Origin of the sequence: Paenibacillus mellifer, assembly GCF_023195895.1 — a bacterium.
Lineage (GTDB): Bacteria > Bacillota > Bacilli > Paenibacillales > Paenibacillaceae > Fontibacillus > Fontibacillus mellifer.
Genome location: NZ_JALPRK010000015.1, coordinates 11,500 through 27,474, shown reverse-complemented (window position 1 = coordinate 27,474; position 15,975 = coordinate 11,500). Strand labels below are relative to the sequence as shown.

Sequence of the window (15,975 nt, the reverse complement as noted above, 5' to 3'; positions counted from 1 at the left end):
CTACACTCCAAGCGTCTTGTTGATCGCTTCGATCACTCGGTCGGATTGGAAAGGCTTCACGATAAAGTCCTTTGCTCCGGCTTGAATCGCATCGATAACCATCGCTTGTTGTCCCATCGCGGAACACATAATCACTCTCGCGTTCGGGTCCAGCTTCTTGATCTCTTTCAACGCGGCAATGCCGTCCATTTCAGGCATCGTAATATCCATTGTGATCAGATCCGGGCGAAGCTCTTTAAATTTCTCGATCGCTTGTGCTCCGTCCTGCGCTTCACCCACGACTTCAAACCCGTTTTTCGTCAAGATGTCCCGGATCATCATTCTCATAAATGCTGCGTCGTCTACGATAAGAATTCGGTTAGCCATTGATATAAAATCCTCCCTAAACTTCTACTATTGTAATTTTTGAATGCGGTCCCACTGGCTTACGATATCCGTGACGCGTACGCCGAAGTTTTCGTCAATGACGACAACCTCGCCCTTAGCGATCAGTTTGTTATTCACCAGAATATCCACGGGCTCACCGGCGAGCTTGTCCAGCTCGATAATGGAGCCTTGGGATAACTCCAGGATATCTTTGATTTGCCGTTGGGTCCTACCTAATTCTACGGTGACTTTAAGGGGTATGTCCATCAGTAAGTTTAAATTATTTTCGTCCACATGACCAAAGGATGGATTTCCGAGATTGGCGAACTGTACAGGCTGCACATTCAAATTACGTCCTGGTGCTGTACCATAGTGATGCGGTTCGCTATAAGGCTGACCTTGAGGCGGATATCCATAAGGCGCCGGTTGCCCGTAACCATATCCCTCTTGCATTGGCGGTTGCTGCATCGGCTGAGAAGGTGCCGGAGGCTGATGGTAAACTGGCGCCTGGGGTGCAGGCTCAGCTGGCGGCGCTGGCGGCGCGGCTGCTGCAGCAGTTTCCTTCGCGCCTGTATTGGGTTCCGAAGACGAACCGCTAATCAGGCTGTCCACCATCTCTTTAGCAAACTTAACCGTGAGCAGCTGCATAATCGTGGAGTCGATCAAATCTCCGATCGTTAAACGGAAGGAAATCTTGATGAGCGGATCCGCTTCCGGCAAGCTGTTCAGTCCATGCCCGTCAGACATATTCAGGATATCGATACCTGGCGGCGAGATATTGACGAACCGGTTAAAAATCGTGGACATCGACGTCGCCGACGAGCCCATCATTTGGTTCATAGCTTCCTGTACCGCACTAATATGAATTTCGTTTAATTCTCCCTCTTCGGGATTTCCTTCGCCGCCAAGCATCAAGTCCGCAATGACTTGGGCATCTCTCGTCTTGATGACTAACGAGTTCATCCCTTCAAATCCGTCCACATATTCCACATGGATGGCCACATGCGGCTTAGGAAACTCGGCTTCAAATTGGGCCCGCGTAATGACGGAGACCTTTGGCGTTGTGATATCCACTTTTTTGTTCAAGAGAGTGGATAGCGCCGTAGCCGCACTGCCAAACGTGATGTTCCCGATTTCTCCCAAAGCGTCCTGCTCCAAAGGCGTCAGTACATCGTTAATGGTCGGCTCTTGAGCCGTATCCTGATTGGCTTGCTTTAACAAAGCGTCTATCTCTTCCTGGGACAAGTAATCATTGCTCGTCAAGTTCCTCAACTCCTTCGCTGACAATTTCATCAATCTGGATCGCAATCCGATCTTTGATCGTTCCGGGGCTTCCGATATATTTCAATCTGTCCCCTACGCGGATTTGCAGTCCTTCTTGAACGGGTTTGTTTAATGAGATCACGTCACCGGCGGACAAACCCAGGAATTCGCGGATGGTGATCTGCGATTCACCCAGCTCCGCAATGATCGGCAGCTTGGCTTTGTTCACCCGGTTACGGAGCGCATCGACCTCTTCAGGAGCACGCGACTTCTTCTGGGAGACAAACCAGTGGTGAACCGAAAGCTTAGGCATAATCGGTTCGATAACGACATGTGGAATACATAAGTTAATCATTCCTGACGTATCCCCGATTTTTGTGCTAAGCGAAATCAGTGCAATCGTTTCATTCGGCGATACGATTTGCATAAATTGAGGATTGGTTTCCAGCCCCTCCATTCGCGGGTTAATATCCACGATGGTCTTCCAGGCTTCCTGCAAGCTTTCGAAGGCTCGGCTAAATATCCGCTCCATGATGATGGTTTCGATCTCCGTTAGCGCTCCGATTTTCGAAGGTGCTGCTCCTAGGCCGCCCAATAGCCGGTCCAGCATGGCAAAAGCGACGTTGGGATGCACCTCTAGCACCATTCTTCCTTCAAGCGGTTCCGCTTCAAAAATGTTCAGAATCGTCATTTTCGGAATGGAGCGAATAAATTCGTCGTAAGGAAGCTGCTCAACCTGTACTACGTTGATTTGCACGAACGTGCGCAGCTGAGCTGAAAAATAGGTGGTGAGATAACGGGCAAAGTTCTCATGAATCCGGGTCAAACTCCGAATATGATCTTTGGAGAATCTCACCGCTCTCTTAAAATCATAAGAGCGGATCTTCTTCTGCGTCTCTTCCTTTTTCAGTTCCTCGGCGTCCATTTCGCCCGACGATAACGCAGCAAGCAGCGCATCGATCTCGTTCTGCGACAACACATCAACCAAACATCTCACCCCCTTAGAAAAATCCGTATTCGTTCGATATTAATTAGATTGTCGTCATGATGAAGTCGGTAATATCGATTTGAATCAATTTCCCTTCTGGCAGTGATTTGTTGATCAGGTTGAGCAATTTGGAGCTTAGATTGTCTTTCCCCAAAGCACCTGTCAATTCCTCCGGCTTGGTATCCGCCAACGTTTTAATGATAATGGGTTTAATTTTGTAGTCCTTGATTTTGTCGAAAGCTTCCTTGGAAACCTCATTATCCAATTGGAAAGCAAAATCGATCACCACAACGTAATCCGGCTCGGACAAATTGGTTTTGATGTCATCGATCGTTGAAGTGACCTTCACGATCTCATCCACCGATAATTTCTCCGGCTCGGCTACGCTATTTACAGCAGCATTTACCTCGGTACCAGGTGCGGGTTTGTTCATTTGATTCACCAGCAGGAAGGCGGCCAATACGATTAAAGTAATTGCAAGCAATATCGTAATGAGCCAAGGCAGCATTTTTTTCATGACCATTCCTCCGTTTGTTGCACTTTAATAGTTGCTGCGTGGATGCCGATCTCCCGATAATACGCTTGGATCATCGCAATGACCTCGGCCGCCTTCTCCAGCACGATAATACGCTTCCCTGTGATCAGGGTGACGTAAGTATCCGGTGTTTCTTCTACAGTCTCGATCATGATGGCGTTCAGCCACATCTGAGAACCGTTTAAGCGAGTTACAGAAATCATGATTTCCCTCCTAAGCGATCAAGGAAGCGGGGGGAACAGCCAGGGAAAGGGTTACCTTTCCCCGGCTACCCTTCGCTTAACGTTTCAGATTCACAACTTCCTGAAGCACTTCGTCAGAGGTGGTGATGATCCGCGAGTTGGCTTGGAAGCCCCGCTGAGCTACGATCATTTCAGTGAATTCGCCCGTTAGATCCACGTTGGACATCTCCAACTGACCGGATACGAGAGCGCCGGTCCCGGCTTCCGCATTATTCGGGGTCGTATAAGCCAATTCCCCATCTGCCACCGCATTCAGGGAGACCCGGTAAAGGTTGCCTCCAACCTTTTCCAAGCCTTCCGGGTTAGTGACTCTAGCCACCCCGATGATGGCTCCTGGCTCTGTACCACCTTCGGCGTTTTTCAACATCATCGTTCCATCAGAAGCGATCGTAAAGGCGGTTACCGCTTCAAAATCGATCGGCTCAATCACATCACCGTCGCTGTTACATACTAGCAACCCGTCAGAAGTGACCAACTGGCCTGCTGCATCCAAATGAAAGTCCCCCGCACGAGTCAGGAAAGGCACCTCTTGATCCGCCGTCAGCTTCACAAGGAAGAATCCGTCACCATCAATCCGCAAATCCAGCGGATTGTTCGTCGTCATCGCGCTGCCGCCGGTATGTAACGTATCGATGGAGCCGATGGATACCCCCAAACCGATTTGTTTGGCGTTGACGCCACCGGATTCACCGTCAGCCGGGGCGGTAACCCCAGATACTGTCTGGCTCATGATATCTTTAAACATCACGCGTCCAGATTTGAAGCCTACCGTATTTACGTTCGCAATATTATTGCCAATGACGTCCAGCTTGGTTTGAAAACCGCGCATCCCGGAAACGCCAGAATACATAGATCTTAACATGTGTTCTCATTCCTCCCAGTGATAAATTTCTTGCTTCGGCCGCTTCAGTCGATCCGCAGCCGATTGGCTCCCGTAACCGGTCCAGCCATATTAAGAGATGATAACCGCGCTGTCGATTTGAGTAAATACATTATCTTTCATGCTGCTTCCATCCATCGCGGTAACAACGGTACGATTATTCACGTTGACGATAAGGGCCATATCTTTCAGCAATATCAGGGAATCCTTCGCTCCCTTTGCTGCAGCACTATCTATTGCGGATTCGATCTTATTCAGCTGTTCTGGCTGCAGTTCAATTCCCCGTTGTTCCAACCGTTTCACCGCATGGTTGCTGAAATGGACCAGTCGATCTTCCAGCATTTCCTTGAAATTGGTTCCCGTCGTGTTCGTCGGATTGGTCTTGTTCGGCGTCAGCGCGCTAGGCCCGATTCTTCCCGTATACAGCTGCCCTACCCGGATCGGCTCGTTCATGATGGGTTCGCTCCTAGACCAGCTCCATCGGTTTCTTCGGCAGGATCACCAACTTGTTCGATATCGGAGATTTTGATTTCCTTATCTCCCACCTTGACGTAGTGAATACCGTCACGAACAACGATAGAATCCACGATGCCGCTTTCCTTCTCAACAACGACTTCGGATTGACCTGTTGAGACATCATAATTCCCTGTCTTCGTCGAGCTGACCCAAGTGACCTGTTTCCCGATTAGTCCGGAATCATTACCTAAGGACCGGCCTAAAGCGGAAAGTTGTTCGGAAATATTGGTCAACTGCTCCACCGAGGAAAACTGAGCCATTTGAGCGACCATTTGTGTGTTGTCCATCGGGGACAAGGGATCTTGATTTTGCATTTGGGCCATCATCAGTTTTAAAAAAGCATCTTTGCCCATTTCGTTCGTTTTCGTGCTTGCCTTCTGAACATTATTCTGCGAGTAATTCGGCCACATCACAGAAGGTGAATACGTATCAGCCACGGAGGTACCTCCTTTCTGCTATTTAGGCTCTGGCGACAAAGGAACTGCCGTAGTTCTGTTCCTTGGCTCTAACCTCGGCGACCCACTCATTCCATTCCTCATTTATATCGTGAATGGCCAGGGTATCGTCCTCCACCAATGGACGGCGTTTTTCACTTTGCTGTTGCCCCGCTCCACTGCCGGATTGCCGACCATCATGGTACATATGGGACGACAATGACGTGTTTTGCGTAACTTCCAATTTGTTCACCTGAAGACCCTGGGACTGAAGCGCCGTTCTCAGTTGCGCCATTTGCTGCTCCAACGATTCCTTGGCAAAAGCGTGCTCCGTCATGAATTGAGCGGTTAGCTGTCCGTTTTGCATTGTAATTCGCACGTCAACTTGTCCCAAATGCTCTGGGTAAAGCGAAATTTTCGCCTCAGACACGCCTTTCAAATTCACGATATCCAGCTTGCTAACCAGGAATCCGCTCATTTCCTTAGCGAATTGCTCAACTGGAACTGGTCTAGCTACATGTTTTGTGGTGATAATGCCGCTATCCCGAATCGCAAGTTGTCCAGCTGTCACGATTTGTCCCGTTGGTACGGAATCCTCTTGTTCACTAGGTGCGACTGTTAAGCCGTCTACGGCCGTATCGCTCTCATGCACCGAGCTAAAGGCGTGAACCGCAGCCGTGTTGATCCCTGTTTTAGTGCTGTGTTGAGCTGTTTGTGGATTCCCTTGGTTCAGCGTATCGCCGTTTTGGCCAAAGCTGCCTTGCGGATTAGCTCCATTGCCTTGATCTGCCATAAGGACTCGTGGGTGTAATCCTCCAACCGATTCGGTTCCTTTCCCGCCATTCAGCTTCGTTTCGACAGTTTCGGGCAGTGAATCCAGCACCCCTTGCAGCATATCCAGCATAGCTCCGGCTTGCTCTTGTGCACTCGCTGTTAACTTAGCGGCATCCGCATTCGATCCCGCAGCTGCCAACAATTGCACTAATGCATCCTGTACTGCAAAACGCATCGTCTCTGGTTGCTGCGCCAGCGTCGGCAGCACATTAGTTTCCTCAGCCACCGTTCCCGCCATTTGAGGTGTGTTCGTCTGCTGCAATAAGGTTTGCACATTTTGCAGCCAGCCTTGCAGTGCCGCCATCAACGAAGGGTCCGCTTGAAGCGCTTCGTCCAGTTTAGGCAACTGCTGCAGCAAGCCTTCAATCATGGCCGCCAGCGTACTGTCCGTTGCATCGGTAGGCACAGCATCTGCACCCTTCTGTACTCCAACCAAGGTCAAGAGCTGGGCAGAAGTTTGTCCTTCCTGCGGCTGGGCGTTGCCGAGAAGCATGGAGAGAAGTTTCTGATCAAAGGACAATGCCGCATTGGGGCTTGCTTCTGTTTTACCTGTCGCTCCATACCATAACGACTGAACAGATCCCGCTTTATTTCCATTTACTTGGGTTACGGTTTGATTCATCTTGTTCTCACCTCCTTTCAAGGGAACTTTCCTGTCCGCATTTACTTGCTTACCAGCTGATTCAAGATCTTCACCGATGTCTTCTCATCAGCCTTCGCCATTTCTGCCAAAATTTTCGATCGAGTGGCTCCGTTTACCGATTTCATGATCTTAAGTCCCTTTTCCGGACTCAGCTTATACGTTTGAAGGATGAGTTTAGCGGCATCTGCCGCAGCCATCGATGAGAATGTCTGACTAAGCTCCGCATCATCCAAACCTGTTCCTGTTGTAGTAGCGGCTGCATCCGCGGCCGATTCCATCTTCAGTCTGGACTGCAATGCGGCGATTGCCAAATCCTCAGACGTATTGACATCCTTTAGCTTTATCGAAATATCGGCTGCTTTCTGCGGATCCATCTTTTCCAAAATGGCCACTTTACTCTCATTCCCCATCACACTCAGCATTTGCAGCGTCTCTTCCGTAGACAGCTTATCGAAGATCGCCGCCGCTTTGCTCGGGCTCATTTCCGCATAAAGATTGGCCAGCTTCTTAACTTCCTTCAGGTAGGCTTCCGCTTCCTCCGATTGCTGTTGGTCCTTCTCCTGCTGTTGAACGCTGGTAAGCTGATCCTGCAGTTCCTTGACCTTCTCTTGCTGCTGAGCTGCTTCTTGATTCGCCGTTTGCAGTTCTGCCTGCTGCTTGGCAAGCTGATCCTTGAGCTCTTTCACGGTGGCGTCAGTACTCTCCTGCTGTTTCTGTTCTTCCTCCTCGACTTGCTTCATCTCGCCTTCGGGGGGTTCAGGATCCGGGACCAGGTTCTTCACAACGGGAATCCGGTTTCCTAAATCGAACAGCGTATTACGGAAGTCTATGTTGAATAATGTTAATAGAACGCCTAACAGCACTACTGTAAAAAGAATAGGGGTCATAAAGAATAGAAAACGCGAAAATCCGCCCCCCGATTCTTCTTCCAATTCCTCATCAAGCACTGTTTTTGCCATCTCTTTCCCTCCTTCGAACAACCGTATGGGCGCCCGCCTTCTTTATCGGGCTCTCATGGCGAACCGGACCGTGGCCATTTCATCCAGCTCGTTTTGTTCCCGAAGAAGCATATCGTGCTGAAATTTGTCCATGGCTTTCTCTTTCGCTTTAAGCCATACCTTCTCGTCCAGCATTTTTCCCTTTAATACCATCTTCTTGTGTTCTACCTTCTGTTCAGCTACGCGAATGTCGGATAACTTTCGTTCGATCGCTTTGTCGATGAAGCCCATATATCGTTGAAGTTCCTGCAGTTTGATCATGGAGGCTGTATTCTCTGCTTCGACTGCGATCACCGCAGCGATACTGGCTTTCTCCTCCAATAACTGCTCCAGCGAACGTTGTTCCGACTGCAGCTCGCCAACGGCAGCGGACAACATCCACTCGGCCTGCGTCTTTTCGTTGGATTTCAAATCTACTACTTTTTGATAGACGTAACGGAACTTCATGCTTTACGTTTCATCTCCTTGCGAATTCGGAAATTAGCCGTTCCTGAACTTCGGTGAGCTTCACTTTCTCGTTGACCTTCTGTTTCGTAAAGTTCCATATCTCTTGGATCGCGCCGATCGCTTCATCGATGTCCACGTTAGAGCCCGGTTGATACGCACCGATATTAATCAAATCCTCAGAATCCTTATAAACGGCCATCAACCGCTTCAGATTCTCGGCCGCTTCATTTTGCTCATCCGTCACGATATCCTTCATCACCCGGCTAATGCTGGCCAGAATATCAATCGCGGGAAAATGTCCTTTATTCGCGATCCCGCGATTCAGGACGATATGCCCATCCAAAATGCCTCGGACGGCGTCGGCAATCGGTTCATTCATATCATCACCGTCAACCAGCACGGTGTAGAAAGCGGTAATCGAGCCAGCTGGTCCAGTCCCTGCACGCTCCATCAGCTTCGGTAAGGCAGCGAAGACGGAAGGCGTATATCCGCGCATGGCGGGCGGTTCTCCAACCGCTAATCCCACCTCGCGCAGCGCCATTGCATAACGGGTGACGGAATCCATCATCAGCATGACGTTAAGACCACGATCGCGGAAGTACTCAGCGATTGTCGTTGCAATCAATGCCCCCTTCATCCGGATCAATGCCGGTTGATCGGAGGTGGCTACGACAACAACAGAACGTTCCAAGCCTTCGGGTCCGAGGTCCCGTTCAATGAAATCAAGCACTTCACGTCCCCGTTCTCCGACAAGCGCGATCACGTTAACGTCCGCCGAAGTGTTACGGGCGATCATGCCCATCAACGTACTCTTCCCGACCCCCGAGCCGGCGAAGATCCCGACCCGCTGGCCTTTGCCGATCGTTAACAGACCATCGATGGCTCGCACCCCGATGCCAATTGGTTCGGCAACTCGCGGACGATTCAACGGATTCATCGGCTTATTGTAGGTTGAATAATGGCCCATCCGCGAAGGCAACAATGACCCGTCCAGCGGTTGGCCCAAGCCATCCAGCACCTTGCCGAGCAACTCGGATCCTACCTGAACGGTCAGCGGCTTCCCCGTCCCGACGACATCACACCCGGGACCAATCGCTTGCAGCTCTCCAAGCGGCATGAGCAGCACCTTGTTATCACGAAACCCAACTACTTCGGCCTGAAGGGGTTGCGCGGCCTTACTGGGATAGATATAACACAGATCGCCAATACTGGCGTCCGGGCCTTCGGATTCCACCATCAACCCGATGACTTGCGTCACTTTCCCATTGATTCGGATCGGATCAAGCTGCCTTAGGTGATCGATATAACGTTCAGCATTCAACATCGTCATTCGCTTGACCCCGCTCCTCTGTTTGCAGAGAAACCCGCAATAGTTCTTTTTTAATCTCCGACAACTGGGTGTCGATTCTGGCGTCAACGCTACCGAAGGAGGAGCGAATAACGCAGCCGCGATCCTTTACAGTTGGATCCGGCAAGATCTGAAGCTCAGCCTGCGAATCGATGGCAAGGCTCAGTTCTTCCCGGGCCGCCTGAACGAAGGCAAAATCGCTAGGCGAAACGCACAACGTCAAGATTCCCTGCTCGCGTTTGCGAGCTAGGCTCTTCTTGATCAGGTCCATTGCATAATTTGGCTCCAACTCAAGCTGCTTGTCGATGATTTTCTCGGCAATTGCGCAGCTTAATTCGACCACAAACGGCTCCGCTTCCTGAATGATGCGTTCTTTCTCGACATAGGCTTGTTGCAGCACCGAACCGGCTTCGTTCATCATCTCGTCGATTCGTAACCGCATCGTTTCTTCGGCTTGTGTCTTCCCTTCCTCATAACCCTGGCTGAAGCCCTCGGCCTTCAAAGCCTCGATCATATGCTCATCCTGTTCACGACGCTCCTGCCACCAGGCTTCGATTTGCTCGCGGGCTTCGGCTAACATGCGTTCCGCTTGCTCCGCCCCCTCTCTGACCTGGCGTTCGGCAAACTCCTTGGCATCGGTCAGCATTTGCCGTCTAGTTTCCTCTGCGGCAAGATCCTCAACAGAGGGACTAGGAACGGTGGATTTCTCGATTTCAGTTGAAGATGCGTCCTCAGAAGACGTATGAACTTTGGCTAGATTCAATTGTTTTAAGATTTCGACCGGTACGTATTGAGACACCTTGATCAAATTAGACAATGATGTCATCTCCTCCGCCGCGGGCGATAATGATCTCACCAGCTTCTTCCAGTCTGCGGATCGTGGCTACGATGCGAGTTTGTGCTTCTTCCACATCACGCAGCCGCACAGGTCCCATGAATTCCATTTCTTCCTTGAATGTCTCGGACATCCGCTTCGACATGTTGCGGAAGACCGCTTCGCGAACTTCTTCGCTGGCCACTTTGAGGGCCAACTGTAAGTCGGCGTTCTCGATATCGCGGATAATCCGTTGGATCGAACGATTGTCGATGTTGACGATATCCTCGAAGACGAACATCCGTTTTTTGATTTCTTCGGCCAGTTCGGGATCCTGGATTTCCAGCGAATCGAGGATGGTTCTTTCCGTTCCCCGGTCGACCCCATTCAAGATCTGTACGATGGACTCGATACCGCCTGCGCTGGTGTAATCCTGGGTTACCGTTGCGGAGAGCTTCTGCTCCAGCACACGTTCGACCTGAGAGATGACCTCCGGCGACGTACTGTCCATGACCGCGATTCTTCTGGCAACCTCCGCTTGTTTCTCCTGCGGGAGCGAAGACAGGATCGCGGCCGCTTGATCGAATTGCAAGTAGGACAAAACCAAAGCGATCGTTTGTGCGTTTTCGTTCTGGATAAAGTTAAGAATTTGATTCGGATCCGCTTTGCGGGCGAAATCAAATGGCCGAACCTGCAACGTTGCCGTCAGGCGGTTGATGATATCCACCGCCTTCGATTGCCCCAATGCTTTCTCCAGAATTTCCTTGGCGTAATTAATACCGCCCTGGGTGATATATTCCTGCGCCAGACAGATCTGATGGAATTCAGCCATGATCATTTCTTTTTCCGTGCTATCTACTTTGCGGACGTTAGCGATCTCCAGCGTAAGTTGCTCGATTTCATCGTCGCGCAGGTGCTTGAAAATTTGCGCAGACACTTCGGGTCCTAATGTAATCAACAATATAGCGGCCTTCTGTTTCCCGCTTAACCCCGGGGTCGATGTTTTTGACAATGCGTTCACCTCTATTCATCAGCCAGCCAGGTGCGAAGCAAGTTAACGAATTCGTCAGGCTTCTTCTTGGCCAACGTTTCCAGTTGTTTGCGCACTTGGTTTTCATTCGTGACTGTATCCAAATTAATGGACGGGAACTCCGGCGTAAGAGGCAAAGCAAGTTCTTCTTCCTCTTCTGTCGTTTGCTTGCGGCGGCGGAACAAGACGATTCCGAGTCCTGCCAGTGCAAGCAGAGCCGCGCCCCCCACACCCCATACCAACGGGCTCGACAAACTCAAACCGCTGGTTTGGGTAGCGTCCGAATGGAATGGCTGAGACAACACTGAAACTTTTCTCTGCAAATCTTCGTCTGTATAAGTAGTACCCGAATCCGCCAAGTAGGAGCCTACGATGTTTTTTAAGATATTTTCAATCGCGGCTTGGGTATTCTCATCCAGAGTATCTTGACCTACAGGTGGTTCAACAGCAACATTGATGGTTAAATCCTTAATAACGTATGGACTAGCGATAATATCCTTCGTAATCCGATTAACTTCGTAGTTGATCGTCGACGAGCTTTCTTCCGAAGACGATCCCCCATTTGTTTCTGCCGAAGGATAATTGACGACATCTTCTTCACCGGTCCCAGGAACGCCGCTAGATGGACTAGCTGCTCCGGTATAGCTCTTCTGCACTTTTTGAGCGCTGATCTCGATACCTTTCATATTTTCGGTATCCACCGGAGTAACAAGATTATCCTTCTGACTGACCTGGTCGAAATTCAGCTTAGAAGCAACCAGCACCTCAATTTTGTCCGGACCGGTCAAACGGGAGAGAAATTGCTTTACGCTTTGGCGAACATCGCTTTCGAATTTCTTCTGCAGCGCCATGTTCTCCTGAACTGCGGTGGTTAAGGAACCCGTTGCTCCACCTTGTCCACTTGGTAACAATACCGTGTCGTCACTCGACGAGAGCGAGATGTTCTCCACCGGCAAATTTGGAACCGAGGTCTTTACCAAATTAAAGTATCCGTCGACGGCTTCCTGATTAGGCCGGTACCCCGGCTTAAACGAGAGGACGATCGAAGCCGACGCCTTCTCCTGATCCTCCGGGCTGGCGAACACATTCTCCGTCGGAAGGTTGAGAAGCACCTTAGCGTCGTTGATTCCCTGCATGCGCTTCAGCAATTTTTCAACTTCGCCATTGATGGCGGTCTTATACTTCACGCTAAATTCATTGTCGGTCATGCCAATCAGGGAAGAACTCTCATTAAAGGCTTCCAATCCAATGGACCCGTTCTGCACAATCCCTTGCGAGCCAACATCTACCTTGACGCGCGCGGCATCTTTGCTAGGTACCGAAATCGTTGAGCCATCCGGTCCCAGTTTGTAGGGAACCCCGCCGGATTCCAGGTAATTGATAATCCCAGCCGCATCAGTCGAATCCAAGCCCGTAAATGCCACGTCATATTCCGTTTTGGAAAATTGGATCGTTAGCAGGATGATGGCGAGCAATGCAAAAGTTACCGTTGCGATAATAAATGTTTTCTGTTTTTTGCCAAATTGGTTCCAGTACCCTAGCATTCGATCCCGGTACTGTGTAATTCTCTCATTCACAATGTCACCTCATCCGAGCATGTTCAGTCCTTAAATTTGCGTACGCATAATCTCTTGATAAGCTTCTATCACTTTATTCCGGACTTGCGTAGTCAACTGCAAACTTAACAAGGCTTGCTCCGAGGCGATCATCATCTCGTCGGCATTTACTTTTCCTAATAGAAACTGGTTATTAACCTGTTGTGCATTAGTTTCCTGTGCAGCGACCCCGTCCAGCGCATCACTCAAAAAAGAACTGAATTGCTTCATGGATTCCGCAGGCGTGAGATTCTGCGCATTGCCGGATGTTTGCATCCCTGTTACCGGCTTTAAGGAGTCAAAACTCATTCTCTCGATCAACGTGCAACACTCCTAACTACGAATTAAGTAATCTATTTCTAGTTTATTTTCCGATTTGCAAGGCTTTGGTGAACATCGCTTTGCTGGCGTTAATCGCCGTAACGTTAGCTTCATAAGAGCGGGTTGCCGAAATCATATCTACCATTTCTTTTAAAATATCGACATTCGGCATATAGACATACCCTTCACTATCTGCATCAGGGTGTGTCGGGTTGTAAACCGGTTTAAAAGGCGAGGCATCTTCTTGAATTTTCGTGATTTTTACCCCTTGGCTGCTTGAATCCTTGCCCATGGCCGAATTCAAGGCACTATCAAAATCCATTTCTTTAGGTGCCATCACAACCGTCTTGCGCCGGTATGGAACAGCTTTACCGTCTTCAATCCTGGCCCGGGTCGTCTCGGCATTGGCGATGTTGGAGGAAATCACATCCATACGAAGACGTTGTGCGGTTAATGCGGAAGAACTAATCCCAAAACTATCATTAATCTTCAATACCGATTATCTCCCTTCCACAGCAGTACGTTTCATCTTAATCAAATAGTTCATTTGTTCGATATATGCGTTATATCTAAGTTGGTTTTCGGCAAGTTTCGTCATTTCACTGTCGATATCGACGTTATTCTGGTTGTTGTTCATTGCCGTACTTTGATCGGTACTTACTGTTGGTTCAGGAACCTCGTTCGTTGGACCTATAACGAAATGCCTTGCGTTTGTTCTCTTTCCTTGGATCGCCGGCATACCGTTGTTCATTTCTGCTTGCAGCATGCCTTCGAATGACACGCTGGATCTTTTAAAATAAGGGGTGTCTACGTTCGCAATATTATTGGAGATAACCCCTTGCCGAAGATTGGCGGCCTGGATCGCGGTATCAAGCCTGTCAAATCCAACCCCATTCAACAACTGCACTTTAGTTCCCCCCTTAGGCTCATAAGATCTTAATCATTAATGATTCTACAAACAAAAGATAAATCCTCTTTTTTCGACATTTTTTTGCTAATTATTGTCTTTCTTCATGTCTTTCTTACGTCCTAGACAAGAAACCTGTTATCTAATGTCATATATCCTAAGTTTCAAGGAGATTCGACATTATTACAATAAGAAAAAAGCCCTATCTTTCAATACTTTGACATTGTTTTTGTCTAAAAATGTAAATTTTACATATTAATCGTCAAAAGCCAACAAAAATCCAATTCTATTAAAATCAATCACCTTTCTGGGAATTAAAAAGACCACCCGCCTATAATGGCGAAGTGGCCTGAATTTTGTCAGTAATGTGAAAAATGAACAAGGATCGCCTAAATTTACAAAATAAATTGACTAAGGTCTCGATCCTGGGCAATATTTCCTAGTTTTTCCTTTACGTATTCCGGAGTGATCACCATTTTCTCAAGCGTCAGCTCTGGAGCTTCGAAAGACAGATCCTCCAGCAACTTTTCAAGAATGGTATGCAGCCGTCGCGCCCCGATGTTCTCGGTATTCGTATTGACCGAAGCCGCAATACGGGCGATTTCATGAATCGCTGCATCCGAGAACTCAATTTCCAAATTCTCCGTACGCAGCAGCTCAATGTACTGTTTGGTCAGAGCGTTCTCCGGCTCCGTCAAGATCGACACAAAATCCTCCAGCGTCAAACTGCTGAGCTCAACCCGAATTGGAAAACGTCCTTGCAGCTCGGGGATCAAATCGGATGGCTTGGCAATATGGAAAGCCCCCGCGGCGATAAACAAAATGTAGTCGGTTTTAATCGGACCATATTTAGTCATGACCGTTGAACCTTCCACGATCGGCAGAATATCGCGTTGTACGCCCTCGCGGGAAACGTCCGGCCCCGAGCCCTGACCACGACTGGCAACCTTATCGATTTCGTCAATAAAGATGATCCCGGTTTGCTCCGCTCGCGTGACCGCTTCTTGAATCAAATCATCCTGATCGATCAGCTTAGCGGCTTCCTCCTGGGTTAATACCTTACGCGCTTCTTTGACCGCCAATTTTCTCTTCTTGGTCCGCTTCGGCAGCAGACTGCCGAACATTTCCTGCATACTCATGCCAAGTTGGTCGTTCCCTTGACCGGCGAACATATCCATCATCGTTGGCGCATTGTCCTCTACTTCGACTTCTACGATATCATTCTCCATTTGCCCCGCCAGCAATTTGAAACGGACTTGGCGACGACGTTCAGTCAACGTACCGTCTTCTTCTGGCTGCTCTTGGGCAGGAGTGCCGTTTCCGTTACCGCCTCCGAATAACATTTCAAAAGGATTACGTACCCCTTTGGTTTTGTTCTCGGAAGGAACCAGTATGTGAACCAGACGTTCATTCGCCAGCTCTTCCGCTTTGTCTTTCACTTTCTCGGTACGCTCCAGCTTCACCGTACGGATCGCCGTTTCAATCAGATCACGCACCATCGACTCGACGTCGCGACCTACATATCCGACTTCAGTGAACTTCGTTGCCTCCACTTTAATAAAAGGGGCGCCGACGAGTTTAGCGAGCCGGCGGGCAATTTCCGTTTTCCCTACCCCGGTCGGCCCGATCATTAGAATGTTCTTCGGGACGATTTCGTCTTGAACCTCTTCCCGGAGAAGACTACGCCGGTACCGGTTCCGCAAAGCGACAGCTACTGATTTCTTCGCTTGTTTTTGCCCTACAATGTATTTATCCAGTTCAGCCACGATTTGTCTTGGCGTTAAATTTTTATCGGTCATGATTCGTCCCCCCTG

At 49.3% G+C, this 15,975-nt stretch carries 19 protein-coding genes; all 19 read right to left on the bottom strand.

Annotation, left to right across the window (positions count from 1 at the left end; all coding sequences use genetic code 11):
* Complete coding sequence (locus M0651_RS15655) at positions 1 to 366, bottom strand: response regulator (protein ID WP_248552679.1); 366 nt, start codon at positions 364 to 366, stop codon at positions 1 to 3.
* A gap of 27 nt (positions 367 to 393) precedes the next feature.
* Positions 394 to 1,629 (bottom strand): flagellar motor switch phosphatase FliY, encoded by a 1,236-nt coding sequence (gene fliY / locus M0651_RS15650; protein ID WP_248552678.1) that lies wholly within the window; start codon positions 1,627 to 1,629, stop codon positions 394 to 396.
* Positions 1,616 to 2,617 carry a flagellar motor switch protein FliM gene (gene fliM, locus M0651_RS15645; protein WP_248552677.1) on the bottom strand — a complete coding sequence of 334 codons (1,002 nt, stop codon included), beginning with the start codon at positions 2,615 to 2,617 and terminating at the stop codon, positions 1,616 to 1,618. The genes fliY and fliM overlap by 14 nt, the downstream gene beginning before the upstream one ends.
* Before the next feature lie 43 nt (positions 2,618 to 2,660).
* The gene (locus M0651_RS15640; RefSeq protein ID WP_248552676.1) at positions 2,661 to 3,134 is read right to left on the bottom strand and encodes a flagellar basal body-associated FliL family protein; all 474 of its coding nucleotides are present in this window, start codon (positions 3,132 to 3,134) and stop codon (positions 2,661 to 2,663) included.
* On the bottom strand, positions 3,131 to 3,355 hold the full coding sequence (locus tag M0651_RS15635) for a flagellar FlbD family protein (RefSeq protein ID WP_068786047.1): 225 nt from the start codon (positions 3,353 to 3,355) through the stop codon (positions 3,131 to 3,133). Before M0651_RS15635 ends, M0651_RS15640 begins: the two co-directional genes overlap by 4 nt.
* Positions 3,356 to 3,431: 76 nt before the next feature.
* The gene (flgG, locus tag M0651_RS15630) at positions 3,432 to 4,256 is read right to left on the bottom strand and encodes a flagellar basal body rod protein FlgG (RefSeq protein WP_248552675.1); all 825 of its coding nucleotides are present in this window, start codon (positions 4,254 to 4,256) and stop codon (positions 3,432 to 3,434) included.
* A gap of 90 nt (positions 4,257 to 4,346) precedes the next feature.
* Positions 4,347 to 4,727, bottom strand: coding sequence for a TIGR02530 family flagellar biosynthesis protein (locus M0651_RS15625; RefSeq protein WP_248552674.1), 381 nt, complete (start codon positions 4,725 to 4,727; stop codon positions 4,347 to 4,349).
* The gene (locus tag M0651_RS15620) at positions 4,724 to 5,227 is read right to left on the bottom strand and encodes a flagellar hook assembly protein FlgD (protein ID WP_248552673.1); all 504 of its coding nucleotides are present in this window, start codon (positions 5,225 to 5,227) and stop codon (positions 4,724 to 4,726) included. The genes M0651_RS15625 and M0651_RS15620 overlap by 4 nt, the downstream gene beginning before the upstream one ends.
* Before the next feature lie 22 nt (positions 5,228 to 5,249).
* On the bottom strand, positions 5,250 to 6,680 hold the full coding sequence (locus M0651_RS15615) for a flagellar hook-length control protein FliK (protein ID WP_248552672.1): 1,431 nt from the start codon (positions 6,678 to 6,680) through the stop codon (positions 5,250 to 5,252).
* Positions 6,681 to 6,721: 41 nt separating this feature from the next.
* Positions 6,722 to 7,660 carry a MotE family protein gene (locus tag M0651_RS15610; RefSeq protein ID WP_248552671.1) on the bottom strand — a complete coding sequence of 313 codons (939 nt, stop codon included), beginning with the start codon at positions 7,658 to 7,660 and terminating at the stop codon, positions 6,722 to 6,724.
* A gap of 42 nt (positions 7,661 to 7,702) precedes the next feature.
* Positions 7,703 to 8,146: a flagellar export protein FliJ gene (gene fliJ, locus M0651_RS15605; RefSeq protein WP_248552670.1), complete on the bottom strand. Its 444-nt coding sequence runs from the start codon at positions 8,144 to 8,146 to the stop codon at positions 7,703 to 7,705.
* Positions 8,147 to 8,156: 10 nt separating this feature from the next.
* The gene (fliI, locus tag M0651_RS15600; RefSeq protein WP_248552669.1) at positions 8,157 to 9,476 is read right to left on the bottom strand and encodes a flagellar protein export ATPase FliI; all 1,320 of its coding nucleotides are present in this window, start codon (positions 9,474 to 9,476) and stop codon (positions 8,157 to 8,159) included.
* Positions 9,457 to 10,311: a FliH/SctL family protein gene (locus tag M0651_RS15595; protein ID WP_248552668.1), complete on the bottom strand. Its 855-nt coding sequence runs from the start codon at positions 10,309 to 10,311 to the stop codon at positions 9,457 to 9,459. The genes fliI and M0651_RS15595 overlap by 20 nt, the downstream gene beginning before the upstream one ends.
* Positions 10,304 to 11,320: a flagellar motor switch protein FliG gene (fliG, locus tag M0651_RS15590; protein WP_248552667.1), complete on the bottom strand. Its 1,017-nt coding sequence runs from the start codon at positions 11,318 to 11,320 to the stop codon at positions 10,304 to 10,306. Before fliG ends, M0651_RS15595 begins: the two co-directional genes overlap by 8 nt.
* A gap of 11 nt (positions 11,321 to 11,331) precedes the next feature.
* Positions 11,332 to 12,915, bottom strand: a complete 1,584-nt coding sequence (fliF, locus tag M0651_RS15585) for a flagellar basal-body MS-ring/collar protein FliF (RefSeq protein WP_248552666.1) — start codon at positions 12,913 to 12,915, stop codon at positions 11,332 to 11,334.
* 30 nt (positions 12,916 to 12,945) lie between these two features.
* On the bottom strand, positions 12,946 to 13,254 hold the full coding sequence (gene fliE, locus M0651_RS15580; protein ID WP_372490967.1) for a flagellar hook-basal body complex protein FliE: 309 nt from the start codon (positions 13,252 to 13,254) through the stop codon (positions 12,946 to 12,948).
* Positions 13,255 to 13,297: 43 nt separating this feature from the next.
* Entirely contained in the window at positions 13,298 to 13,747 is a 450-nt protein-coding gene (gene flgC / locus M0651_RS15575; RefSeq protein WP_248552665.1) for a flagellar basal body rod protein FlgC, read from the bottom strand.
* 6 nt (positions 13,748 to 13,753) lie between these two features.
* Positions 13,754 to 14,161, bottom strand: coding sequence for a flagellar basal body rod protein FlgB (gene flgB / locus M0651_RS15570; protein WP_248552664.1), 408 nt, complete (start codon positions 14,159 to 14,161; stop codon positions 13,754 to 13,756).
* Positions 14,162 to 14,556: 395 nt separating this feature from the next.
* A complete protein-coding gene (hslU, locus tag M0651_RS15565; protein ID WP_248552663.1) occupies positions 14,557 to 15,960 on the bottom strand; it encodes an ATP-dependent protease ATPase subunit HslU in 1,404 nt (467 codons plus the stop codon).
* Between the last annotated feature and the right edge of the window lie 15 nt (positions 15,961 to 15,975).